Source organism: Rhizobium sp. IBUN, assembly GCF_000510625.1.
Classification (GTDB): Bacteria; Pseudomonadota; Alphaproteobacteria; order Rhizobiales; family Rhizobiaceae; genus Rhizobium; species Rhizobium altiplani.
Genome location: NZ_AZNV01000049.1, coordinates 13617 through 35676 on the forward strand (window position 1 = coordinate 13617; position 22060 = coordinate 35676).

Here is a 22060-nt window from a genome sequence, read left to right on the forward strand (position 1 = left end):
TTCATACCGTGCGTTAGAGTGCGCGTAGCCACGCCATCCGCTCTTCAAGCGATGGAGCATTGAAAGCCAGAGAGCCGAGAACGACTGTCTCCGCGCCTGCCCGGCGCAGCAGCGGTACCGTATGCTCACGGATACCGCCGTCGGCGGCAAGGACGATGCGGTGCGTCGCGCCGCTGGCCGCGATGATCCGGCCGGCTTCCTCAAGCCGCGGACCGGCACTTTCATCGAGCCCCTGCCCTTTTACGCCGATGGCCGTTCCGAGCAGCGTCACGAAATCCAGGCGTGGGACATATTTGGCGATACGGTCCATGGGGGTCTCGACCCGCAGCACCATACCGGATGCAACGCCGCGCTGGTCTAGAAGATCGATCGCTGCTTCAGCCACCGCTTCGTTCTCAACGTGAATGCTGATGAGATCACTGCCGGCATCGACGAATTGTTCGATCTGTGGCAGCAGTACGTTGTCGGCGACCATTAGATGAACATGGATCGGACGAGAGGAAACCTTGCGCACGCCCGCGACCAGATCAGGGAAGAAGAGCATCGCAGGCGCGAAGTGACCATCGGCGACATCGATATGTAGGACATCAACGAATGGATCCACACGCGCGAGATCATCGGCAAGCCGAACGAGATCGGCCGACCACACGGAAAATTCCGCGATCAATCGGTCTCTCGGCAGATCGGCGATCCAGTTTTTGTCAGGCTTGCTCATGTCTCAGACTCTTCAGGAAATTGCCCATCGCAAGCCGGAAGTCGGCAACATACTTCTCCCGGTTCTCCACTTTGGGCGTTATTTGAACGAGGCGCGCACCGGGTATGATGCGGGCCAGTGTCTGGGCGTGGGTGAGCGGGTGAATCACGTCCTTCTCATGACCCATCACCAGGGTTGGAATATCAAGGTTGCGAACCTCAGCTTCCGTCACGCCAGGTCCGTCGCCGGAAACCGCAGTTAGGAGTGCCGCGGTCACCTCGGTCGGATCCCGGGTAAAGAAACCGGCAAGCGATGCCAGATTGTCAGGCGCGTCCGTTGCGAGGCGGCGGCCGATCGGTCCGTCGAGAAAGGCGACCCTTGCCTCTTCAGGCGGCATGGTTTTCAACAGCCTGCCCACTTCCGCGTTTGGCGCCATGTTTTCCGGCCCGGCCTCCACAACCCACGCAGGTCGAGCAATCACGAGCCCATTGATGAGATCGGGCCGCTTGACCGCAAGTCGCAACGCGATTGCCGCCCCCATCGAAATGCCGCCGATCACCACGGGCGCCCGCAGATTGCGTTCAATGTATATTGCAATGTCGTCCGCGAACGTCGCGATCGACAGCTTGTCGAACGCGCCCGGCTGTGAGCGGCCATGTCCCCTCGCCTCCACCGTAATTCGGCGCAGCCCCGGCTCGGTCGGAAAGGCTTCGCGCGTCTGGCCAACATTGCCGCAAAGGCCGTGCTGAAAGACGACGGTCTGCCCTTCGCCAGCTGCGTCGACATTCAGCAACGTGCCGTCGGAGGTTTCGAAGGGTCCGATGGCCTTGCTCATGAGGTTGCTCCGTCCTGCAGATGGTTTTTCAGGAAAGTGGAGACGCCGGGCGCTTCGCCTGCCGATAGACCGTGGGTGATCAGGCTGCCTTCAAAGCCGATGCCCTTGAGGCGGCGGAGGTAATGGCTGTAGTCGAGCACGCCCTTGCCGGCTGTCGCGAAGCTGCCGTCCGGATTGCGATCCTTGGCATGGGCCATGACGATGCGATCGGCGAGAAGGTCAATGGCGCCCGATACGAGAGTGCGCTGCTCTTCAAGGGTTGCGATCTCGACGAGGAGGTTGGCCGGGTCGAGCACGACCTTGATGCGCGGGCTTTTTATTTCGTCAATGAGCCGGCGAGCCTTCGCCGCCGAATTTACAACATTGGCAAGCTCCGGTTCGATGCCGAGATCGACGTCGTAGCGGTCGGCGATATCGACCGCCGTTTCCATGGCTTCCAAGAGATCGCGCCACGCTTCTGGCGTATTATTATCCGGATGCTCCTTCCACTGATCGACGGGATCGCGCGTGCCGGTGCACAGCGTGATGAGCCCGGTCGACATGCCCGCACAATTGCGCGCAATGATCTCAAGCTTAGCGTGACCGACGGCGCGAATAGCCCGGTCGGGGTGGATCATGTTGTAGGTGCCGGACACAGCGACAACGTCCACGCCGGTAGCGTCTGCTGCACCGCTTACCGCCCTGGCCTGCGCCGCCGAAATGTCTTCCGGCATGGATGGCAGGCCGGAACACGCCATATTGTATTGCGCGCAGACGAACCCGGCGGCCGCGACAGCCTTGAGGACCGTTTCGGGATCGTTGCCATCAAAGGTCTTTGCAAATATCCCGAGCTTCATCACACGCCACCCGTGACGTCGGAAAGTGCAACAGATTTCCCGCTTTCAGCGGAGCGGGCAATAGCAACCATAGCCTGGACCGAGGCCAACCCATCGTTGATGTCGGCACCTTCCATAGGTGCACTATCGAGAATAGTGCGTGCGAAGCCTTCGACCTGGCGGCGGTAGAAGTGACCGTCGGCGCCGAGAACCCGGTGGGTCGCGCCATCCGCCTCGCGAAAGATATCAACCTCGCTCGACTTATAGTACCACGGGTTGTACGTCTTTCCGAGAATGCTGCCGTTCTTGCCATAGATCTGGAACCCTTCGTGCCAGTCCATGCGTACCTGAACCGTCAGATCGAGATGGCCAAGAGTGCCGGACGCAAACTCAACTTCAACGAACCAGCACCAGATGCCGGAGCGCTCGGAAAGCCGGGCGTTCACAGAGACGATATCGCCGGCGAAATAGCGCGCGGTATCGATCAGGTGGCAGCCATGAGCCAGCATATAGTAGCGGCGAAGATCAGCCTTGGGGTTCGTGGAGGGACGCTTGGCGTGTGCGCTGGTCACGATCAGCGGCTGCACCGCATCCGTCATTGGGTAGCGGTGAGTATTGTCACAATACCAAGCCTTCAGCGCGATCACATCGCCCATCTCGTCACGGATGAACGATTTGGCAGCCTGCAGACCTGCGTCAAAGCGCTTCATGTGGCCGACCTGGAAGGTCTTGTCGGATTTTTCGACGGCGGCCTTCAGCTCCACGCATTCCTCGACGGTGACGCCGACCGGCTTTTCGCATAATACGTGCTTGCCCGCTTCCAGTGCTCGAATCGAGGCCGGAACGTGGAAGGCATCGGCCGTGGCGATGATGACGGCATCGAGATCGGGATCAGCCAGCATCTTGTCGTAATCGCTGTATGATTTTTGCGCGCCGTGGGTGATCACCATGCGCTCGCGCAGATCGTCCGCGACATCGCAGATAGCATAGAGATCGGCGTTTGCGGCCTTCGTGCAGGCCTCGAAATGCGCTGCCTGGGCGATCTGACCGGCTCCGAGCACGCCGACGCGAAGGCGTCTTTCCTGTTTTGCTGGCATTGGTAACTCCTTGGGTCGTTAGCGTTTAGAGAGCGACGCCGGTCTCGGCGTCGAAGAGAACTGCTTTTGATAGGTCGAGTGCGAAGGATGCTTTCTCTCCGATCCGGACCGGGGTGCCCGTGGGCAGGCGCGACATGATTTCGCGCTCACCGGTGCGCAGGGCCACGAACACGTCCGGGCCAGTGGGCTCGATGACATCCACATGCAGCGTCAGTGTTGGATCGGAGGAATTGCCGTCCGTCGCCAGTGAAATCCATTCCGGCCTGAGGCCCAGAAGCACCTCCCTGCCAGGGGCAGGCATGTCGATGACTGAGGTGGGGACGGGCAAAGTCGTATCAGCGCCTTTAATGGAGAGGCTCTGGGAGCCGGGAGTGACTACGGCGGGGAGCAGGTTCATGGGCGGCGACCCCATGAAGGTCGCGACGAACACGTTTGCGGGCCGATCGTAGATGTCTTCGGGCGTCCCGAACTGCTGCAGTATACCGTCCTTCATCACGGCAATCCGGGTCGCCATCGTCATGGCCTCGATCTGGTCGTGTGTGACGTAGACGATGGTTGCTCCGAGCCGCTGGTGCAGTTTCTTGATCTCGGTGCGCAATTCCACACGCAGCTTGGCATCGAGGTTTGATAGCGGCTCGTCGAAGAGAAAGATTTTCGGCTCGCGAACCAGCGCTCGTCCCATGGCAACACGCTGACGCTGCCCGCCCGAGAGCTGGCCTGGGCGCCGCTTAAGCAAGTGGCGGATCTGCAGCAGATCTGCAACCGTGCCGACGCGCTCCACCCTTTCGGCTTTCGGCATCTTTCTCATCTCCAGCGAAAAGCCGATGTTCTGCTCGACCGTCATTGCCGGGTAGAGCGCATAGGATTGAAACACCATCGCAATGTCTCTTTCCTTCGGTTCAAGGCCCTGAACAGATTTACCATCGATGGTGATCGAGCCCGATGTGTGCTCGTCCAGTCCCGCAATAATGGAGAGCAGGGTCGATTTTCCGCAGCCTGAAGGACCGACAAGGACAAGGAACTCCCCGTCTTCAATGGAGATGTTGATGTCCTTCAGGACCGTCAGACTCCCGAAGCTTTTGTTGATGTGATTGATCGCCAGGTTGGCCATCGTCGTTATCCCTTCACTGCACCGGCCATCAGACCACGAAGGAAGTACCGCCCTGCCGCCACGTAGATAATTATGGTGGGTAGCGCGGCGATCATCGCGGCGGCCATGTCTTCGTTGTAAGCTTTGGTGCCTGTTGATGTATTGACCAGATTGTTTAGGGCGACCGTCACCGGTTGACTTGAGCCGGATGCGAACGAGACCCCGAACAGAAAGTCATTCCAGACCCCCGTGAACTGCCAGATCATGGACACCATCACGATCGGCCAGGAGATCGGCAGTAGTATACGGAAGAACACCGCCCAGAATCCGGCCCCGTCGATACGTGCTGCCTTGAAGATCTCCGCCGGCACGGTCACGAAATAGTTTCTGAAAAACATCGTCGTGAAGCAAATCCCGTATACGACGTGAACGAGAACGAGACCAGGTATCGTGCCGGCGAGCTTCAATTGCCCAAGGAGGCCGGCCATCGGGATCAGTACGATCTGTAGCGGGATGAAGCAGCCGAACAGGACGAGGCCGAAGAGGATATTGTCGCCCCTAAACCGCCAGTTTGCAAAAATGTACCCGTTCAGTGCGCCGAAGCCTACCGACAGCAATGTGGCCGGTATGACAATCAGGAAGGAGTTGCCGAAATAGCCCTTCAGCCCCCCGCACGTAACGCCGATGCATGCTGAATCCCAGACGTGCTTCCATGCTTCGAACGTGATCGCTTTCGGAAAGGACAGAATGTTGCCGGACCGAATTTCGTCCATGCTTTTCAAGGACGTGAAGATCATGGAAACAAGGGGCGCCAGGAAAACCGCGGCCGCGACAATCAGGCATCCATAGATAAAGCTCTGGCCGAGAATACGGGTCACTTTAATGTCGGTGCCCTTCGATAGGATCGCGGCGCTTTCCGCATCAAGTCGCAGGCTCATTGCGCAGCTCCGAATAAAGATAGGGGATGATGATGCTCGCCAGAGTGACGAGCATGACGGTTGCGCTGGCCGCGCCGACCGCGAGCTCGTTGCGCGTGAATGTCATCGAATACATGAACGTCGACAGAAGTTCGGTGGACACGCCAGGACCACCCTTCGTGAGCGCGACCACAAGGTCGTAACTCTTGATGGCTAGATGCGCCTCGATCACGAAAACCGTGAGGAAGGCTGGCCGAAGGGCGGGAATGATGATGCGCGTGTAGACTTTGTGTATGGGCGCCCCGTCTATGCGGGCAGCGCGAAGGATCTCGGTATCCATCCCGCGAAGGCCGGCAAGGAAAAGCGCCATGACGAAACCGGTTACCTGCCAGACGCCGGCGATGACGATCGTATAGATCGCGCGGTCGGGCTCGATCAGCCACTGAAACGAAAAAGACGCCCAGCCAAGCTCGCGCATCATGTGCTCCAAGCCGAGGCCCGGGTTCAACAGCCACTGCCAGATGACGCCCGTGACGACGAATGAGAGTGCCATCGGGTAAAGGAAGACAGCCCGAAACACACCTTCGAAGCGGATACGCTGATCAATCAGGATGGCGATGAGCAGGCCAAGGCAGGTCGCTCCAATGATATAGAGACAACCAAAGATCGCCATGTTTTCAATGGCTGTGATCCATCGGGGGTTCTCAAAAAGTCTCCCATACTGTCGCCACCCAACGAAAGTGAAGTTGGCGAACATCTTTGATCCGGTGAAGGACAACAGCGCCGTGTAGGCGATGAAGCCATAGACGCAGACCGTGATGACCGCCAACGATGGCGACAGGACGATTGCTGGCATTACCTTGCCGAGGCGTTTTGAAAAGGACATCTGCTGGCTCGGAATGAACAGGTCGGCGTCCCCTGATCGGACGGGTGCGCAACCTCGCTGCAGGATACCCCCGCCGCCTCTCGACGGCAGGGGCAGGGAGGAATTGGTTACTTCGCAGCCTGGATGGAGCTGATCAGCGCAGACACGGCATCCTTGGACGACATGTCCGAGTTGAAGTGCTGGGTCACGACGTCGAAGATCGCACGCTGGATCGACGCGGGCTCAGCGTGGCCGTGAGCAAGCGACCCCATCAGGGTGCCGGCCTTCTCGGCCGTCTTCAGGTCGGCCATGGATTTCTGAGCGCAGGCATCGAACTTGTCACCCGGCACGTCGGAACGCGCTGGGATCGATCCTTTCACGAGATTGAAGGCTTGCTGAAATTCAGGCGACATGACGCTCGATGCAAGCTTGGTCTGTGCATCGACCTTGTCGGCACCGACCGGGAACATCGCGAGAAAATCCGTGTTGAAAAGGAACGAGCCCTCGGTGCCTGGTGCGGTAACGCAGAGGATATCGACGCCAGGTTTCATGCCGGCCTTGACGATTTCGCCCTTGGCCCAGTCGCCCATAAGCTGCATCGCTGCGTCGCCCTTGAGCACCATTCCCGTTGCAAGGTTCCAGTCGCGGCCGGAAAAGTTCGGATCGACATAGCCGCGGATCTTGCGCATTTGATCGAAGACCTTGATCATCGTGTCCGAGCCGAGCGCCGTCTCGTCCAGCTCAATGATCGCTTTTTTGTAAAAGTCCGGCCCGCCGAGCCCCAGAACCACGTCGTCAAAAATCGTCGTGTCCTGCCAAGGTTGTCCGCCATGCGCAAGGGGCGTAATGCCCTTGGCTTTGAGCTTTTCGGCAATCGCGTTGAACTCGTCCCAAGTTTTCGGTGGCTCCAGCCCGTTGTCCTTGAACACTTTGGCATTGATCCAGAGCCAGTTGGGCCGATGTATGTTAACCGGAACGGCCTGCCACTTCCCATCATGAACAGCGAACTGCTTGATCTGATCCGGGACGACCTTGTCCCATCCCTCTTTTTGAGCCACCGAGGTCAAGTCGCCGAGAAGACCCTGCTCGGACCACTCGTTAACAGCCATTCCGAGCAGCTGAGCAGCCGTCGGGGGATTCCCGGCGGCGACCCGGGCTTTGAGAGTGGTTGTTGCAGCTTCACCGCCGCCGCCTGCGACCGGCATATCCTGCCAGCTGACGCCCTTCGTCTGCAGGTCGTCCTTCAGAACACCCACGGCTGCAGCCTCTCCGCCCGATGTCCACCAGTGCAACACCTCCACGCTTTCAGCCGCAAGCGCATGGCCGCTGACCGATGCGGTCAGTGCAGCCGTCAGGGCAAGCATTTTAAACGATAAACGCATGTAGTCCTCCTCCAACCTACCGGCGCCACGCCGGATCTTCGACAAACGACACTCCTCTCGTTTGTTTCGATTGAAAACAAACATTTTAAAGTTTATGAGTCAAGCTAGTTTGTTGTGGAGCCGAACAATGCTGGTTGGAATCACGTTGCTGCTGATATTTCAGCTCGTTGGTGAAATCATCGCCTACTACCTTGGCGGCCTCGTGCCGGGGCCGGTTATAGGCCTGGCGTTAATATTCGGGGCTCTGATTGCTTCTCGAAGAACTCCAATCGGCAGACTGATGCAACCAACCGTGCCCACATCCCATATGCTATTGGCTAATTTTGGAGTCTTGTTTGTCCCAGCCGGCGTTGGGATCATCCAGCATTTGGACCTCCTTGCTGAAAGAGGCCTGGCGCTTTTCGTCACGATAGCCATCTCGACAGTTGCAACGCTGATCGTCACCGTGTGGTGTTATTTGGCGATAAAGCGGCTCATCGGAGGGGCAAGCCATGGATGAAGGCTTGTGGGTCTACCTGACAGCGTCCCCGCTCTCGTGGCTTTCCGTGACGCTCTGTGTCTGGATAATCGCGCTCAGGATCGCAAGCGCGCTTCCCGCCAATCCTCTTGTCAATCCGGTGCTGCTGTCGGTCGCGACAATCGCATGTCTGCTTTCCATCTTCCACATTCGATATCAGACCTATTTCGCCGGCGCGCAGTTCATTCATTTTCTGCTGGGGCCAGCGACTGTGGCGCTCGGTATACTGCTTTATGAGAAGCTCCATCTGGTCAGGGCCAATCTTATTCCGATGGTCGTGGCGCTTTTCGTCGGAAGCCTGACGGCGGTGACCTCCACGATTTATCTGGCCCGCTTCTTCGGCTTCGATCCAACGGTCGTCGCTTCTCTCGCTCCAAAATCTGTCACAGCGGCGGTCGCCATGGCTATCTCGTCTGGTTTGCACGGCGATCCGGCCTTGACCGCGGCCGTCGTCATCATGGCCGGCATTACTGGCGCCGTCGTCGTGACCCCGCTGATGAACGCGATGAAGATACGCGATTATAGTGCGAGAGGGTTCGCCGTAGGGCTTGCATCGCATGGAATTGGCACAGCTCGTGCCTATTCGGTCGACCCGGTGGCGGGCCTTTTCTCAGGACTGGCCATGGGCTTGAATGCGCTCGTCACTTCCTTGATTGTACATCTCTTTTTGTGAGTCTGATTTTATTGGAGAACACCAATGTCCATGCCGCGCGCCGTAAGGCACATTAATGAAGTCAGGGCGCTGGATGTTGTTTTTCGCCATGGCCGGATTAGCCGCGCGAATATCGCCAAAGAGCTGGGCATGGTTCGCTCGACGGCAAGCAGCATCGTTGCCAGCCTGGCTGACGAAGGATTGCTGGTGGAAGACGACTCACAGGATGACAAAAGCGCCGGCACGGGCAGGCCCGGGACGTTTGTTCGTATCAACCCAAACTATGGGATGTTCATAGGCGCAGATATCGGCGTCGGTCGCATGAACGTCGTCGCTCTCGACATGGAGGCGTCGCTCATCGCACAGTCGACGGCGGACTTCAGCCTCCTTGAGGCAGGCCCCGACCTCGTGGTGCAAAAGTTAGTGGATGTCGTTGAGAATATCAGGCAAAGGCTCGGCAATGATTATCGCATCCGCGGCCTATGCCTGACCGCCCCTGGTGTCATCGATCGCAATGGCACTGTTTTGCGAGCGCCCATTTTGGGATGGCGGCAAGAACCGATCCTGGAGCGATTACAGCAGCGCTTGCAGGAAATTCCCCTGCTGATTGCCGAGAACGATGCGAACGCCTTCGCCATTGCCGAGATCTACCAGTCTAAGGATGAGCGCGGCGAGACGGAGATCTACATCTATCTGGACGCCGGCGTCGGTGGGGCGATTGTAAATTCCGGTCAGCTTCTCCGGGGCCAGGACGGCTATGCCGGTGAGCTTGGCCACATCATACTGGGGGACGAGGGCTTCGTTGAACTGGCAACCGTTTCGGGATCGTTCGAGAGCTTCATCGGGCGCGAAGCTGTGCTTGCACGCTACCGCTTTCACGGTGGCTCGGCAGATGACATTCCTGCTTTCATGGAAGCGGCCAGGCGACAGGAAAAAAGCGCTCTATCGACACTCAAGGATTGGTCGTTTTATCTCGGAAGAGGAATTGCGACCCTGACAAGCATTTTCAATCCCACGCGGATCGTGCTCGGTGGACCGGTCGCAGCACTTTTCGACCTTTGCCGTGAAGAGACGCTCGAGAAAGTGGCGCGCAATCTCCTCGACGGGCATCCGATCCCGGAAATAAAACTCTCGTCGCTTGGCCGCGAAGGCCCTGCGATCGGCGGCGCATCAATGCTGCACAAGCAGATGTTGTCCGTAGACGAAAACCTTGTCTTCGGTCGTCCGAAAATAGACGCCGGACGCGCTCAATGATCAGAATGACAGTAGCCCCAAGGCCCCGTTAACGAGCTTCGGTTTGATGCGTTCGTAATTCTCAAACTGGTGGTGGTTCACCTTCATCCGCTGCTTATGCGTCTCGGTAATGACGCAGACCTGACAACCCGCCGCGGTTGCGGCGGCAATCCCCACTTCGGCGTCTTCGAAGACCAGACAACGTGCGGGTTCGACTGAGAGACGCTCGGCGGCCAGAATGAAGCAATCAGGCGCCGGCTTTCCCCTCTGTACGTCCTCGGCTGTTACGAATACCGCTGGTGTCGGCAATCCGGCCGCCTCGATCCGTCTTTTGGCCAGTGCGGATGGCGCAGAGGTCACGACGGCCCATCGGTGAGATGGGAGGCTGCTCAAAAAATGCTGCGCACCGCCGATTGCAATTATACCGTTGATTTCATCGATTTCCGCATGTGTTATGGCGGCAGCCTCGGCCTGCGGATCGACATCCGGTAGGCCGAGGGAAGAAATTGTTTCGAAGGCCCTGCGCCCATGGATCGTGGGTAGAAACACTTCTGGATCAAGCCCGAACTTCCAAGCCCAAGCGCCCCAAACCCGTTCAGCAGCGGCAATAGAGTTGAGGATCGTTCCGTCCATGTCAAAAAGGAAGGCGTCGAAAGAAGAGGCGAGAAGATCGGGCAAGATGACACCTGACGTTGGATTGCCGCGTGGATTCCGATTTATTCGGGCGCAATGACACCTTTGCGCAGAATGACACTGCCATAGAAGCGTCGCTCTCCAGTGACCACGACCGTATGGGCGGCGCGGACGCGATCCTTGAATTCATCCGGCTCGACTGCGGTGAGTTCGACCGCCCTGCCCTGCGTTTTCTCAAGGCCGGCACTGTAATCTTCGAAAACGGGCAGGATCTTGGCGGCATCGCCTTGAGCGATCATGCGCCATGCCACATGCGGTTCCTGTTCTTCCAGTGGAAAGATCTTGAGGATGGCTTCCAGCGCCCGTGGCCCGGAAACGCCGTCGAGACGGATGAGGCGATCATCGCCGGGATCGCACGGGAAGTTCGCATCGACGATAGCAATATCGTGCCGATGCCCCATCGCTCGGAGAGCGTAAAGCAGTTCCGGAGAGAGAATGGGATCGATTAGCTTCAGCATCTGTTTCCTCCACTGGCTGGCTATTTGCGTTTGTATTATACAAATACAAATATGGAGTCAAACCCGTTTGGCGTTCCGCGTCGAATTAAACGGCAGGCAGTTCGGGAAGGTCGAAGAGGCTCTCGCGAAGAAGAGCGGCAGCGCCAATGGCAGCTCCATCCCCACCGAACCGGGCAACGGAGATAGGGGGGACGTTGAAGCCGTGGACGAGGTTTTCAAAGAGGAGGCTCTCGACGCGCTCTGCCACCTTTGGGTAAAGGACGGCGAGTGGCCCACCCAGCACGATCGTTTTCGGGTCGAGAATATGAATGAGGTTAAGGATGCCGGTCGCCAGTCCCAAGGCCCATTCATGAAGAGCCTGGTCGAGAGCTGGAGATCCTTCCCGGGTCACGAGTTTGGCAAGACCTTCCGGGATTGGGACACCATTCTCGATGAAGGGCAGAAATCTTTGGTAGCCAGCGAGGATTTCGAAAGTATGTGTGGCCGCCATTTGGGGCCGCCCACCCATCACCATGTGCCCGACTTCCCCTCCAAGGCCGTGTGCACCCTCGACGACTCGTCCCTGCCGCAAATGGGCACTGCCAATACCCTGCGCAAGCAATAACAGCAGGACGTCGCTCAGATCGCTTTCCGACGAGTCGGCGGCGACCGCGCTTGCAAGAGCCACTGCGTCATTGCAAATTTGAAGCGGCAGCGAGGGCTTCATCGCTTCCGACATGGCTGAAACGACGTCGACGTCTCGCCAGCTCAACCACGGGGCGGAAATGATTTTCCCGTCGCGCACGATACCCGGCGCGGAAATACAGACCCCGCGCACCCTCGATGCCCGGACCTTTGATACGTCAACCAGTTCCTTCGGCAAGGCGGCGAGCAATTCGATCACCCGCTTCGGCTCTTGATAGCGGTCGGCAATCGACACGATCCGCTTGGCAACCACGCGCATCGAAAAGTCGATCAGGACCGCGTTGATCTCGGCCGAGGAAATATCGAGACCGATAAAGTAGGCGCCTGCCGGATTGAGCGATACGAGAGCCCCGGGGCGCCCAGCTCCATTGGCTTCGGCGCTTTCGTTGAGGTCGATAACGAGATTTTCTGCAAGAAGCTGCTTTATCGAATTGCCGACGGTCGCGCGCGTCACGTTCAGTTCGCGCGCAATATCTGCGCGCGACAGAGGAACGTCTCGGCGCAGGACGCGCAGACAACGCACCGCATTCATGTGTCTCAAGACACTGTTCGTCGTCAAGTTTCCTCCCACTGACAGCATGTCGATCAGGAGCTGTTGTCAGGCACCGGCAACGCACTCGAATCATTGCTTAAAATACACCTCCACGCACTAGCAGATGCCAGCGTGCAGGCAAAGGTTTGAGCGAAGGACATCGTCATGCAATCGACCATCCCCCGTCCACCAACAGGTTGGCGCCAGTCACAAGGGATGCGGCAGGGGATGCGAGGTAGACCACGGCTCCGACAACGTCATCGGTATCACCGATCCGCCCGAGCGGGATATGGCCCACGGTACGTGCATAAAAATCCGGATCGGCAAGGACCGGCCGGGTCGAATCCGTCCATATGAAGGTGGGCGAGACCGTATTGACCGTAATGCCATATTGCGCCCACTCGGCTGCCAGGCATCTGCTCAAGTGGTTGATAGCCGCCTTACTCATGCAGTACAGGGCTTCACCGCGAAGCGTGACGGTCCCGGCCTGTGAACTGATGTTGATGATGCGACCGCTCTTCCGCTCGATCATATGGCGGGCAACCGTTTGCGTGACGAGGAAGGTGCCTTTGATGTTAACATCGAGGATCTGGTCAAGCGCCTTTTCGTCGACGAGTTCCGCGAGGTTTCCCGGCGCCACGCCGACGTTATTGACCAACACGTCGATTTTTCCAAACGCCGCGACAGCTTCGGCAACCGCTTCGGCGATTTGACCACTGTTTGAGATGTCCATCGTGACGGCGAGGGCGCGTCGGCCAGTGGTCTTCAGTTCCGCAACGAGATCGGCAACCGCCTCCAAGTTTCGCACACCGATGACCACATCGGCCCCGGCGGCGGCGCAGGCGAGTGCGATCGCGCGACCTATGCCACGCGCCGCGCCCGTTACGAGGGCAACCCTCCCATCGAGACTGAAGTTTGGTGCTTTGACTGTCATATTTCTTTCCATTCTCGGATTGGTATGCCTCATGCCGTCGCGGCAAGGCGAGCCGGCTTGCGGCCAAGGATGATCATTTCGAGCGCGTCGTCCTGTGTCAGGTCTCGCGTCGGATAGGAACCGACAACGCATCCGGATTTCATCACGGTGATCCGGTCCGACAGCGCGAAGACATCGTGCATGTCATGGCTGATGAGGAAAATACCCAGACCCTGCTTTTTGAGTTCCTTAATCAGGATGCCGACGTTTTTCGTCTCCTCGGGTCCAAGGGCGGCAGTCGGTTCATCCATGATGAGAATACGCGCGTTGAAGTGAAGTGCGCGGGCGATCGCCACCGCTTGCCTTTGACCACCTGACATGGATCGGACGGACGCGTTCAGAGAAGGTATCCTCAACCGCATGCGCTCTATCGTCTTTCGTGCCCCATGCTCCATCGCTTCCGTGTCGAGGAAACCAAAGCGGTCGGTCTGCTCCCGACCGAGGAAAAGGTTAGAGACCGCATCAAGATTATCGGCGAGCGCCAACGTCTGATGGATCGTCTCGATCCCCAGTTCCTGTGCATCATGGGGGGACCGGATATCAACGGTTTCGCCGTCGATCAGGATCTCGCCGCTGTCTGCGGGAAAGACTCCAGACAGCATCTTGATGAAGGTGGATTTGCCAGCACCATTATGGCCGAGTAGCGCGACGACTTCGCCCGGCATGAGCGATACACTGACATTCTCGACTGCGTGAACGCCGCCAAATGCCTTGTTGACGTTTCTGGCTTCCAGCAACGGGGTCGTCATGATGGCCTCCTTTCGCGCCACATTGTATCAATCCAGACGGCGAGCACGAGAACGCCAGCAAGCACCATGCTCTGCAGCGGGCTCTCAACTCCCATCAGGACCATCGCGCTTTGAAGACTTTGCATGATCAAGGCGCCAATGCAGCCACCAAGAATTGTACCGGCTCCTCCGGCAAGCGACGTCCCACCGATCACTGCTGCCGCGATCACATAGAGCTCCATCATCGTGCCCGCTCCGCTCGCTGCGGCGTTCAGTCGGGCCGTGAGAACGATTGAGGCCAATCCAGACAGGAACCCCATCAGCACGAAGACTTTCAGGACGACGCGTTGGGTATTGATACCCGTCAACCGCGCGCTGAGTGGATCGCCGCCGACAGCGAACACGTGGCGTCCAAACCTGTGCTTCTTGGCAATCACCGTCATAAGCATCGTCACCGCGATCAGGATGAGAACGGGGACGGCCAATCCCATCGATTCTGTCGTTCCAGGCCGATAGTAGCTGTTCATGACTGCCACCAGACCGAATGCGCAAACGCACCAGAGTGCCGCAGGAAAAATGTCGGATGCCGTTAAAGCATTCTGTATGCCAAGGGACTTTTTGCGCTGGTACCTGCGAACAAGGTTGAAGACGATATAGGCGGTGACCGCGCCGGCCGCAGCCCAGCTCAGGGTGGCTCCGAGTACCCCGTTCTGTCCCCCGCCGAGATTCTGGAACGTCGCGCTTAGGGGGGCGATCGTGGTGCCATCGTTCAATTCATAAGCAGCATTGCGCAGGAAGAGCAGGCCACCCAGCGTAACGACGAACGAGGGTATGCGCGCGTAGGCGACAAGCGCGCCCTGGATCAAACCGATCACCATACCGCCCGACAGCATGACGAGGCAGGAGATCCACCAGGCGTGCGGGCTGTCGGGGAGCCAGCTGCTTTGCACGAGACCACCGAGGACCCCGAGAAAGCCGACCTGAGATCCGACCGAGAGGTCGATGTGTCGCGTCACGATGACCAGGATCATGCCCGACGCCATGATGGCCACGACCGAGACCTGCAGCGAGAGATTGAACAGGTTTCGCGGCGACAGGAATACGCCGTTGGTAAGGATGTTTGCGCAAAGCCATATCAAAGCAAGGACGCACACCATCGCCACAAGGCGCGTGTCGCGGCCCCCTCCCCCGACCGCTTGTAGCAGTCGGGGGAAAAGCTTCGTCGAGCTGGACGCAGGTTGAAGAATGGATGTCATGACAGAACTCCAGCTGGGACTGTTTATTCGCAGGCTTTTGGCGGGTTCTTCGTCACGCCTTTGCAAAGCACGTCCTTCGAGATCCAGCCGGCTTTGACCACGAGTTCGAGGTTGTCACGCGTAATGGCGATGGGATCGAGAATTATTGCGGGCTGCGAAGCGCCGGTTGATGTCTTGCCAGGCTTTACCCCCGTCACCGCATCGATCTTTGTGCCCTTGATGATTTCTACGGCAGCTTTCGCCGCGACCGTTCCAAGTGCGTTCGCGTCCTTCCAGACGGTCATCGTCTGCTCGCCCTTGGCGATGCGGTTGAGGACGTTCTTGTCGCCGTCCTGCCCGGAGATTGCAACCTTGCCCAGTAGATCCTGGCTCGCGAGTGCCGCTGCCACGCCGTTAGCAATGCTGTCGTTCATCGCAAGCACTGCATCGACCTTGTTGTTCGTCGCTGTCAGGACCTGTTCCATGAGCGACTGCGCAACGTCCGGCTTCCACTGCTCAACGTTCTGCTGGGCAACGATTTTGATATCGCCTCTGTCGATTGCGGGCTGGATCGCCTGCATCTGACCGCTCTTGAAAACCTGCTGGATCGTCTGGGCAGGGTCTCCGTCCATCGCAACGTAGTTGCCCTTTGGCACAGCTTTCAGGAGAGCCTCGCCCATGACACGGCCGACAGCCACGTTGTCGAAGCTTGTATAAAGGACATCGCCGGTGTCGATTGGGGCATCGTAGGCAATGACGGCGATGTTGCTGCGCTTGGCCTCGTCGATAACAGGAATGATGGCCTTGGCATCCTGGGCTACGACGACAAGCACCTTGACGCCACGTGCAATCAGACTTTCGATGTCTCCTGCTTGTTTTTGCGGGTCGCCCTGCGCATCCATGCCGACATAGGAAACTCCGGCCTTTTCGAGCACGGACTTCATTGCCGCTTCGTCGATCTTCCAGCGTTCGTCCTGAAAGTAACGCCAGCTTACACCAACCGTGTCTTGCGCGGCGGCAATGTTTGTCATGAGCGCCATTGCGGTAGCGGCGCCAGCAAGCATATGCGAAAATTTCGACATTCTGTTCCTCCCTTTGATGAAGCCGCGCGCGATTTCACACCGCGTGCCATAGCCCGAACTCCCATCTATTTGTATTTGTTTAAAGCAGATACATATTAAAGTCAATCTTGCTGTTTGGCGACACTCATTCAGCTGGGGCGATGCAAGTCATCGCGTTCAAATCAAAGCTCATTTCTGGCCGATTGATAATCTTTTTTGGACGTTTTATTATCGTTACGCCGTCTAATGTGTGGAATCTGATAGCTCTACTACACGGAAGGGTTAAAGATGAAGCTCAGGAATGTCATATTTGCCGCGTGCTTGCAGCCGCGTTGCCAGTTTTTGGAAACATTAGCGCCGTAGCGGCGGACATGAAGCACGGTTTTCACGCTACTATGCAGCAAAGCCCGGTAAGGGCGACGAACTTGTCAAATTGCTGCTTGAAGCGCCTGCACTCACAAATCCGGACTGCGTTGTGTTCCTGGTGGGGCAGTCGGCGAGCAACAAGGACATCGTTTTTGTTACAGAAGGTTGGACGAGCAAAGAGGCGCATTCCAATTTCGTACAAGGCCCTGTAGCTCAATCCTACATTGCCAAGTTTCCGGTGCTGGTAGAGGGCGAAGGGGCCCATGTTGACCAGATACCGGTGGGCGGAACGAACTACGATAACGTCTTGGGGGCCCGCAAGGGTGAACGCGACAGAGCCCTGCTTACCCTTGCGGCGCGAACTCTCAACGGCACCACCCTCTAGAGGCATGTCGAGGACTTATCTAGATCGTCACCCTTTTTTTATCTGAAAGGCAGCTGCTACCTGGCGATACCAGACGTGAGGTAGCACGGATAGCAATCTCGAAGAAGCTGAACATAGTTCCCCGAAAGCACGCCTGATGGATGGCGAAAATGAGATGCTTTTTGTCGAATGCATGCAGCTCGATGGTGACGTCGTCCCCGACGATCTGATCGAGAAAGGCGGTCGCTTCTCGACCCATGCCTTTTCGATATCGACTTTAGCTAGAACCTGCTCTGTCTGCCCCCGAATCGAAAGGCTACGGTCGTCTGCGGTGAGCCCGACAAGTAACCGATGCCGCGATTGATCACCACGCGACTCATTCTCTCGTTGCAATCTTTTCGGAGTATGCGGTTGCCGCCCATGCAGTGAGCCGCGTGTCGGCTCTAACTGAAATTGCCTCGAACTGAGGCATGAAATCCACGCATCGAATGGTGACACTCTGGACGAGAGAGAATACATTTGAATTACTATATTATGGAGCGTCCGCTATGGATCCATTCAGTGATGTAATTTCTTTGTTACGACCGAGTACCGCGGTCGCCAAACCGATTAGCGGAAGAGGCGAATGGGCGGTCCGATACGCGTCGCATGACGCACCTGGTTTCACAATCATTCTCCGCGGGGAATGCTGGATCACATTCGGAACCGAACAACCCTTACACTTGCAAGCTGGTGACTTTCTCCTGCTTCCAACAACTCCCGCATTCACGCTGAGCAGCCGCCCTGGAATGGAAGGGGAGCTTCGAATTCCGATGGCCAACGCAGTTAGACACGGCGATCAGGAAGGCGAGGTCGATTACATTGCGTTGGGAGGCTCGTTCAGCATTGAAAAGGTAAACGCTCCCCTGTTGATTGCCTTGCTCCCATCTCGAATTCTGATACCGGCGTCCGAAGGGCGAAGTGGGCGTTTGTATCGGTTGATCGAATTGATCACGGAAGAATGCAGCAATGATGAACCGGGCAAAGAGATGCTCCTCCAACGGATGTTGGAGATCCTACTTGTCGAGGCGCTGCGATGGCGCGGATTTGACGATAATTCGGACAGGGCTGGGCTTCTTCGAGCGATGCGTGATCCGACGCTTGCGAAAGTCCTTAACGCAATGCATGCCGATGTCAGGGGAGACTGGACAGTAGCCGGGCTTGCCAAGATTGCCGGGATGTCGCGGTCGGCATTCGCTGCTCGCTTTGGAGAGGTGCTTGGCTGCGGGGCGATCGAGTACCTCGCGCGTTGGCGCATGGCCCTTGCAAAGGATTCGCTTCTACAAGGTGCCAAGACACTGGACCGAATTGCCGATGAGATCGGGTATGAGTCTGCCAGTGCTTTTAGCACGGCATTTCGCAAACGCCTTGGGTGTTCGCCGGGCAAGTTTGCGCGTCTCGGGAACAGTGACAGCTCCACGTAGACCCTGAGATTGCCTGCCATCCATCGATGGCAGCAATTTGTTTTCGCTGCCCGGTATTGCCGACCGGTCAGCCATCTGGCCCCCCAAGCCAGGCAGATCTCCTAAGCGGTTACGTCGCTACCTTGCGCTCAAATTTTCCATCCGTCTGGACGATTGGTAATTAAATGAGGACTTATCGTTATTTATTGGTTCGCCAAGATTGCGTATCTTCCCGTTCGTGAACAGGGAGATTTCAAATGAACAGACGATCAGTTCTCATGGGAATCAGTGCAAGTACGCGGCCGGGACGATTTCGACAAGTGCGATGGCGCAAGCGGAGACAACAGCAGCTACGCCCGGATCAAGTCCTCAACAGACAAAGATCGCTGTCATCAGCGGCGTCAGCTCTGGCATCGGAAATGCAACAGCACTTGCCCTCGTCGATCGCGGTGTCCACGTAATCGGCACGTTCCGCAATAACGAGGCGGGCGCCCGTCAGCTTGTCGACGACGCAGCAAAACGTGGCGGAAAGGTGGCGGTATTCCATCTGGACCTGAATTCGATGGAAGCATCAAAAAGCTCCGCGGGAGCGTTCTGACGACTTTGAATCAGGAGTGGCAGATCGACAAGCTCGACTACCTCGTGAACAACGCGGGAATGTCGGTTATGGCGAATTTCCGATACGAGCGAAGACGCCTTTGACGAAAGGAACCGCGTCCTCCTCAAGGGGCACTTCTTCGTGACCCAGACGTTTCTTCCCTCTCTCAAGGACGGCGGCGCGATCGTCAATGTGACGAGTTCTTCGACTTTACCGACGAGTATTTCTCCCGGCTTCTCCGCCTATGCCGCCATGAAGGGCGGACTGACTACGCTGACACGGTATATGGCAAAAGAGTTTGCACCGCGCAAAATCCGCGTGAACTCCGTTGCGCCCGGCCCGACCCGCACGAGGCTAGGAAATGATGGATTCGCGCGCTTTCCTGAAGTCATACCGGGCATTGCGGCGGAAACCGCTCTGCAGCGGCTTGGTGAGCCATCCGATATCGGGCGGGTTATCGCAACATTGCTTTCGGACGAACTCGGATGGGTTACGGGCGAAAACATCGAGGTTTCGGGCGGCTACCGAATGTAAGTTTGCGCATGACGAGATCGCCCCCTTGTCATGCGCCTGTCGTGCAGGCCCGCCAACCCCACCCGAGCGGGCCTGCCACTCCCCACTTAAATGACCGTGTGCAACGAGCCATGGCATCCTAACCCACCGTCAACATCGGAGTAAAAAACATGAAAACGATCCTGGTTACCGGCAGCTCGTCGGGTTACGGACTGGCAACCGCTCGACACTTCCTGGATGAAGGCTGGAACGTAATCGCGGCCATGCGCAAGCCCAACCCCGACGTTCTACCGGCATCACACCGACTCAGGATTTTGGCACTCGACATTACGAGTGAGGAGAGCATTGCTGCAGCAATCAAAGCAGCCGGTCCAATCGACGTTCTGGTCAACAATGCTGGAATCGGGGTCGTCGGCGCTTTCGAGGCGACGCCGATGAAGCAAATCCGCAAGATTTTCGAGACCAACACCCTCGGCACTCTGGCCATGACGCAGGCGGTCATCCCGCAGATGCGGGAACGGCGTCAAGGGACAATCATCAACGTTACGTCCACCGTGACCTATGTTTCAATGCCCCTTGCTGCAGCCTACACCGCAAGCAAAACGGCGATCGAAGGTTTCACGGGTTCGGTCGCTCACGAGCTTGCACACTTTGGGGTCCGTGCAAAGCTGGTTGAACCTGGCTATGGTCCGACGACGCGCTTTACTGCCAATGTAGACGTGAAAATCGAAGACCTCATCCCTGCGGAATACGGCTCGTTCGCCGCCCCGATCTTTGAGGCGTTTGCTAACCCCCCGGCAACAACGAATGAATCTGACGTCGCGCAGGCCGTATGGGCTGCCGCACACGACACTGCCGATCAGTTGCATTTCCCTGCGGGAGCCGACGCAGTCGCTCTCTATAACGCAAGGACAATTTGATCCGTTTCCGGGGTGACCGCCCCATCACCGCGGAACGAACTCAGGTGGCAAAACTCAGTTCTGTCGCCTGAGATCTCACAATTAATGCCTAAACTCCGAAGAACTCTGCCCGCCTTAGTCGCTAATGACGGCGTCACGTCCGATCCATGCGGGATCATGTGCCGCCTTGTGTAGGAAGGCACCCACGTCGGCGCGTCCGATCTTCGCAAGACCCCTCATCTCGACCCGTTCGGCCGCACGATAGGCGCCCGTGGCCGGTCCGTTGGTAAGGGCGGTGGGGTAGACCAGCGTCCAAGCCAGTTCGCTGCGGCGGATGGCGGCGTCCGCAATAGTCTTGTCGGCGTAGATGCCGCTCAGAAGCGTGCGAAACAGGAACTTCTGGACAAGATTGGCCGAGCCGAAGGTGTCTCCGACACCGAAGGACGACATCCATACCAGACGGGAAATATCCATCTTACTTGCCGCGTCGATCACCGCCGCGGCGGCACGGCTAAAAAGCCCGTTGGCGAACAGGGAGTTGCCCCGCCCAAGGGTGGAGATGACGGCATCCTGACCGCGCATCGCCTCCGCCGTCCCTTGCCGAGGTGGCATCTCCCCGCACGACCGTGATGCGGCCGGACAAATCGCTCAGTGCCGCCGGGTTGCGTGCAAGCACGGTGACCACGTCACCAGACTTCAAGGCGGAATCGATCACATGGCGACCGGTTGGGCCGGTCGCGCCGAGGACGAGTATTTTCATGATGGCCATCCAGGTTGGTTCCGGCGCATGCCGGTTACGTTTTTCATGTTGCAAACTCACTTGTCCGGCTCCCGAGGCCTGACGCCTCGGGGCCTCTTCGTCGGAATTGGAAAACGCTTGATAAGTCGTGGATGCGACTAGCGGGTGATGACGATCTTTCCTTCGGGCCGTGTCGCCAGAAAATCGTACGCCGCGCCAAGCTCCTCCAGCGGAAAGGTTCTTGCGATCGGCAGGTGCAGGTCACCGCGGCCGGCGGCGTCGGCCAACTTCTGCAACATCTCGTGGTCATCCCCGCTCATGACGTTGACCAACCTAACCCGTCCGTCGCCATTGGCGCCCTCGGGGACGAAGGCCGTGCTGGCAATGGTGCCGCCGTCCTTGAGCGCGCGTATCGCGGCAAGGGTGATGTCCCCGCCGACGGTATCGACAACCGCATCGAACGGATCGGCCTCCGTAACCTCTTCCGCGACGACCGGAGACATGCCGAGGGTTTCGGCATCAGAAACCTGCGAGGCCAAGACACCCGCAATGCCGGTGATGCCCAGTTCCCTGAGGTACTGGATGGCGCCTGACGTCGGGCTTTCCAAACAACCTCGACACGATCTATGGCGGCGCGGTGGTGATGGCCGATGCCCTGAACAAGATCACTGAGGGCAA

At 57.9% G+C, this 22060-nt stretch carries 22 protein-coding genes and 2 pseudogenes; 7 read left to right on the top strand and 17 right to left on the bottom strand.

Annotation, left to right across the window (positions count from 1 at the left end; all coding sequences use genetic code 11):
• Positions 1-13: 13 nt before the first annotated feature.
• The 8 genes from RHIBUN_RS0128560 to RHIBUN_RS0128595 all read right to left on the bottom strand — a co-directional run bounded on the left by RHIBUN_RS0128560 (position 14) and on the right by RHIBUN_RS0128595 (position 7695).
• The gene (locus tag RHIBUN_RS0128560; protein WP_025662217.1) at positions 14-715 is read right to left on the bottom strand and encodes a ribulose-phosphate 3-epimerase; all 702 of its coding nucleotides are present in this window, start codon (positions 713-715) and stop codon (positions 14-16) included.
• Complete coding sequence (locus RHIBUN_RS0128565) at positions 702-1529, bottom strand: alpha/beta hydrolase (protein ID WP_025662218.1); 828 nt, start codon at positions 1527-1529, stop codon at positions 702-704. The genes RHIBUN_RS0128560 and RHIBUN_RS0128565 overlap by 14 nt, the downstream gene beginning before the upstream one ends.
• A complete protein-coding gene (locus RHIBUN_RS0128570; protein WP_025662219.1) occupies positions 1526-2365 on the bottom strand; it encodes a sugar phosphate isomerase/epimerase in 840 nt (279 codons plus the stop codon). The genes RHIBUN_RS0128565 and RHIBUN_RS0128570 overlap by 4 nt, the downstream gene beginning before the upstream one ends.
• A complete protein-coding gene (locus RHIBUN_RS0128575) occupies positions 2365-3441 on the bottom strand; it encodes a Gfo/Idh/MocA family oxidoreductase (RefSeq protein ID WP_025662220.1) in 1077 nt (358 codons plus the stop codon). The genes RHIBUN_RS0128570 and RHIBUN_RS0128575 overlap by 1 nt, the downstream gene beginning before the upstream one ends.
• A gap of 25 nt (positions 3442-3466) precedes the next feature.
• Positions 3467-4552: an ABC transporter ATP-binding protein gene (locus tag RHIBUN_RS0128580; protein ID WP_025662221.1), complete on the bottom strand. Its 1086-nt coding sequence runs from the start codon at positions 4550-4552 to the stop codon at positions 3467-3469.
• 5 nt (positions 4553-4557) lie between these two features.
• Positions 4558-5469, bottom strand: coding sequence for a carbohydrate ABC transporter permease (locus RHIBUN_RS0128585; protein ID WP_025662222.1), 912 nt, complete (start codon positions 5467-5469; stop codon positions 4558-4560).
• Positions 5453-6334, bottom strand: coding sequence for a sugar ABC transporter permease (locus tag RHIBUN_RS0128590; protein ID WP_037217842.1), 882 nt, complete (start codon positions 6332-6334; stop codon positions 5453-5455). The genes RHIBUN_RS0128585 and RHIBUN_RS0128590 overlap by 17 nt, the downstream gene beginning before the upstream one ends.
• Before the next feature lie 107 nt (positions 6335-6441).
• Positions 6442-7695, bottom strand: a complete 1254-nt coding sequence (locus tag RHIBUN_RS0128595; RefSeq protein ID WP_025662224.1) for an ABC transporter substrate-binding protein — start codon at positions 7693-7695, stop codon at positions 6442-6444.
• Positions 7696-7822: 127 nt separating this feature from the next.
• On the opposite strand from RHIBUN_RS0128595, the gene RHIBUN_RS0128600 reads away from it, so the two are divergent.
• Genes RHIBUN_RS0128600 through RHIBUN_RS0128610 form a run of 3 tightly spaced genes read left to right on the top strand, consistent with a single transcriptional unit; the run spans position 7823 to position 10118 of the window.
• The gene (locus RHIBUN_RS0128600) at positions 7823-8194 is read left to right on the top strand and encodes a CidA/LrgA family protein (RefSeq protein ID WP_025662225.1); all 372 of its coding nucleotides are present in this window, start codon (positions 7823-7825) and stop codon (positions 8192-8194) included.
• Complete coding sequence (locus tag RHIBUN_RS0128605) at positions 8187-8885, top strand: LrgB family protein (protein WP_025662226.1); 699 nt, start codon at positions 8187-8189, stop codon at positions 8883-8885. The genes RHIBUN_RS0128600 and RHIBUN_RS0128605 overlap by 8 nt, the downstream gene beginning before the upstream one ends.
• Positions 8886-8909: 24 nt before the next feature.
• Positions 8910-10118, top strand: a complete 1209-nt coding sequence (locus RHIBUN_RS0128610; RefSeq protein WP_025662227.1) for an ROK family transcriptional regulator — start codon at positions 8910-8912, stop codon at positions 10116-10118.
• Here the strand turns inward: RHIBUN_RS0128610 and RHIBUN_RS0128615 are convergent, their stop codons facing one another.
• The 7 genes from RHIBUN_RS0128615 to RHIBUN_RS0128645 form a co-directional block, all read right to left on the bottom strand.
• The gene (locus RHIBUN_RS0128615; protein ID WP_025662228.1) at positions 10119-10775 is read right to left on the bottom strand and encodes an HAD-IA family hydrolase; all 657 of its coding nucleotides are present in this window, start codon (positions 10773-10775) and stop codon (positions 10119-10121) included.
• A gap of 38 nt (positions 10776-10813) precedes the next feature.
• Positions 10814-11248, bottom strand: a complete 435-nt coding sequence (locus RHIBUN_RS0128620) for an RbsD/FucU domain-containing protein (protein ID WP_025662229.1) — start codon at positions 11246-11248, stop codon at positions 10814-10816.
• Positions 11249-11333: 85 nt separating this feature from the next.
• Entirely contained in the window at positions 11334-12491 is a 1158-nt protein-coding gene (locus tag RHIBUN_RS0128625) for an ROK family transcriptional regulator (protein WP_198021190.1), read from the bottom strand.
• A 136-nt stretch (positions 12492-12627) separates the two neighbouring features.
• Positions 12628-13398 carry a glucose 1-dehydrogenase gene (locus RHIBUN_RS0128630; protein WP_025662231.1) on the bottom strand — a complete coding sequence of 257 codons (771 nt, stop codon included), beginning with the start codon at positions 13396-13398 and terminating at the stop codon, positions 12628-12630.
• 29 nt (positions 13399-13427) lie between these two features.
• Positions 13428-14186 carry an ATP-binding cassette domain-containing protein gene (locus RHIBUN_RS0128635; protein WP_025662232.1) on the bottom strand — a complete coding sequence of 253 codons (759 nt, stop codon included), beginning with the start codon at positions 14184-14186 and terminating at the stop codon, positions 13428-13430.
• Positions 14183-15421: a hypothetical protein gene (locus RHIBUN_RS0128640; RefSeq protein WP_025662233.1), complete on the bottom strand. Its 1239-nt coding sequence runs from the start codon at positions 15419-15421 to the stop codon at positions 14183-14185. The genes RHIBUN_RS0128635 and RHIBUN_RS0128640 overlap by 4 nt, the downstream gene beginning before the upstream one ends.
• A gap of 23 nt (positions 15422-15444) precedes the next feature.
• Complete coding sequence (locus RHIBUN_RS0128645; RefSeq protein ID WP_025662234.1) at positions 15445-16482, bottom strand: substrate-binding domain-containing protein; 1038 nt, start codon at positions 16480-16482, stop codon at positions 15445-15447.
• 382 nt (positions 16483-16864) lie between these two features.
• On the opposite strand from RHIBUN_RS0128645, the pseudogene RHIBUN_RS34910 reads away from it, so the two are divergent.
• The 4 genes and pseudogenes from RHIBUN_RS34910 to RHIBUN_RS0128670 form a co-directional block, all read left to right on the top strand.
• Positions 16865-17212 (top strand): annotated as a pseudogene (locus RHIBUN_RS34910) (antibiotic biosynthesis monooxygenase); the annotation flags it as partial.
• Between the two features lie 527 nt (positions 17213-17739).
• A complete protein-coding gene (locus RHIBUN_RS0128660) occupies positions 17740-18654 on the top strand; it encodes an AraC family transcriptional regulator (protein WP_025662236.1) in 915 nt (304 codons plus the stop codon).
• A gap of 304 nt (positions 18655-18958) precedes the next feature.
• Positions 18959-19765: pseudogene (locus tag RHIBUN_RS37655) on the top strand (SDR family oxidoreductase).
• A gap of 149 nt (positions 19766-19914) precedes the next feature.
• Positions 19915-20664 carry an SDR family oxidoreductase gene (locus RHIBUN_RS0128670; protein WP_025662237.1) on the top strand — a complete coding sequence of 250 codons (750 nt, stop codon included), beginning with the start codon at positions 19915-19917 and terminating at the stop codon, positions 20662-20664.
• Positions 20665-20778: 114 nt separating this feature from the next.
• Here the strand turns inward: RHIBUN_RS0128670 and RHIBUN_RS34220 are convergent, their stop codons facing one another.
• On the bottom strand, positions 20779-21225 hold the full coding sequence (locus RHIBUN_RS34220) for an NAD(P)-binding oxidoreductase (protein WP_198021192.1): 447 nt from the start codon (positions 21223-21225) through the stop codon (positions 20779-20781).
• A 315-nt stretch (positions 21226-21540) separates the two neighbouring features.
• Positions 21541-21885: a zinc-binding dehydrogenase gene (locus RHIBUN_RS0128680; RefSeq protein ID WP_084659856.1), complete on the bottom strand. Its 345-nt coding sequence runs from the start codon at positions 21883-21885 to the stop codon at positions 21541-21543.
• Positions 21886-22060 lie beyond the last annotated feature (175 nt).

Coding starts and splice junctions, on each gene's coding strand:
- RHIBUN_RS0128560 (WP_025662217.1), bottom strand. CDS start 715: ATGAGCAAGCCTGACAAAAACTGGATCGCCGATCTGCCGAGAGACCGA.
- RHIBUN_RS0128565 (WP_025662218.1), bottom strand. CDS start 1,529: ATGAGCAAGGCCATCGGACCCTTCGAAACCTCCGACGGCACGTTGCTG.
- RHIBUN_RS0128570 (WP_025662219.1), bottom strand. CDS start 2,365: ATGAAGCTCGGGATATTTGCAAAGACCTTTGATGGCAACGATCCCGAA.
- RHIBUN_RS0128575 (WP_025662220.1), bottom strand. CDS start 3,441: ATGCCAGCAAAACAGGAAAGACGCCTTCGCGTCGGCGTGCTCGGAGCC.
- RHIBUN_RS0128580 (WP_025662221.1), bottom strand. CDS start 4,552: ATGGCCAACCTGGCGATCAATCACATCAACAAAAGCTTCGGGAGTCTG.
- RHIBUN_RS0128585 (WP_025662222.1), bottom strand. CDS start 5,469: ATGAGCCTGCGACTTGATGCGGAAAGCGCCGCGATCCTATCGAAGGGC.
- RHIBUN_RS0128590 (WP_037217842.1), bottom strand. CDS start 6,334: ATGTCCTTTTCAAAACGCCTCGGCAAGGTAATGCCAGCAATCGTCCTG.
- RHIBUN_RS0128595 (WP_025662224.1), bottom strand. CDS start 7,695: ATGCGTTTATCGTTTAAAATGCTTGCCCTGACGGCTGCACTGACCGCA.
- RHIBUN_RS0128600 (WP_025662225.1), top strand. CDS start 7,823: ATGCTGGTTGGAATCACGTTGCTGCTGATATTTCAGCTCGTTGGTGAA.
- RHIBUN_RS0128605 (WP_025662226.1), top strand. CDS start 8,187: ATGGATGAAGGCTTGTGGGTCTACCTGACAGCGTCCCCGCTCTCGTGG.
- RHIBUN_RS0128610 (WP_025662227.1), top strand. CDS start 8,910: ATGTCCATGCCGCGCGCCGTAAGGCACATTAATGAAGTCAGGGCGCTG.
- RHIBUN_RS0128620 (WP_025662229.1), bottom strand. CDS start 11,248: ATGCTGAAGCTAATCGATCCCATTCTCTCTCCGGAACTGCTTTACGCT.
- RHIBUN_RS0128630 (WP_025662231.1), bottom strand. CDS start 13,398: ATGACAGTCAAAGCACCAAACTTCAGTCTCGATGGGAGGGTTGCCCTC.
- RHIBUN_RS0128635 (WP_025662232.1), bottom strand. CDS start 14,186: ATGACGACCCCGTTGCTGGAAGCCAGAAACGTCAACAAGGCATTTGGC.
- RHIBUN_RS0128640 (WP_025662233.1), bottom strand. CDS start 15,421: ATGACATCCATTCTTCAACCTGCGTCCAGCTCGACGAAGCTTTTCCCC.
- RHIBUN_RS0128645 (WP_025662234.1), bottom strand. CDS start 16,482: ATGTCGAAATTTTCGCATATGCTTGCTGGCGCCGCTACCGCAATGGCG.
- RHIBUN_RS0128660 (WP_025662236.1), top strand. CDS start 17,740: ATGGATCCATTCAGTGATGTAATTTCTTTGTTACGACCGAGTACCGCG.
- RHIBUN_RS0128670 (WP_025662237.1), top strand. CDS start 19,915: ATGAAAACGATCCTGGTTACCGGCAGCTCGTCGGGTTACGGACTGGCA.
- RHIBUN_RS34220 (WP_198021192.1), bottom strand. CDS start 21,225: ATGCGCGGTCAGGATGCCGTCATCTCCACCCTTGGGCGGGGCAACTCC.
- RHIBUN_RS0128680 (WP_084659856.1), bottom strand. CDS start 21,885: ATGTCTCCGGTCGTCGCGGAAGAGGTTACGGAGGCCGATCCGTTCGAT.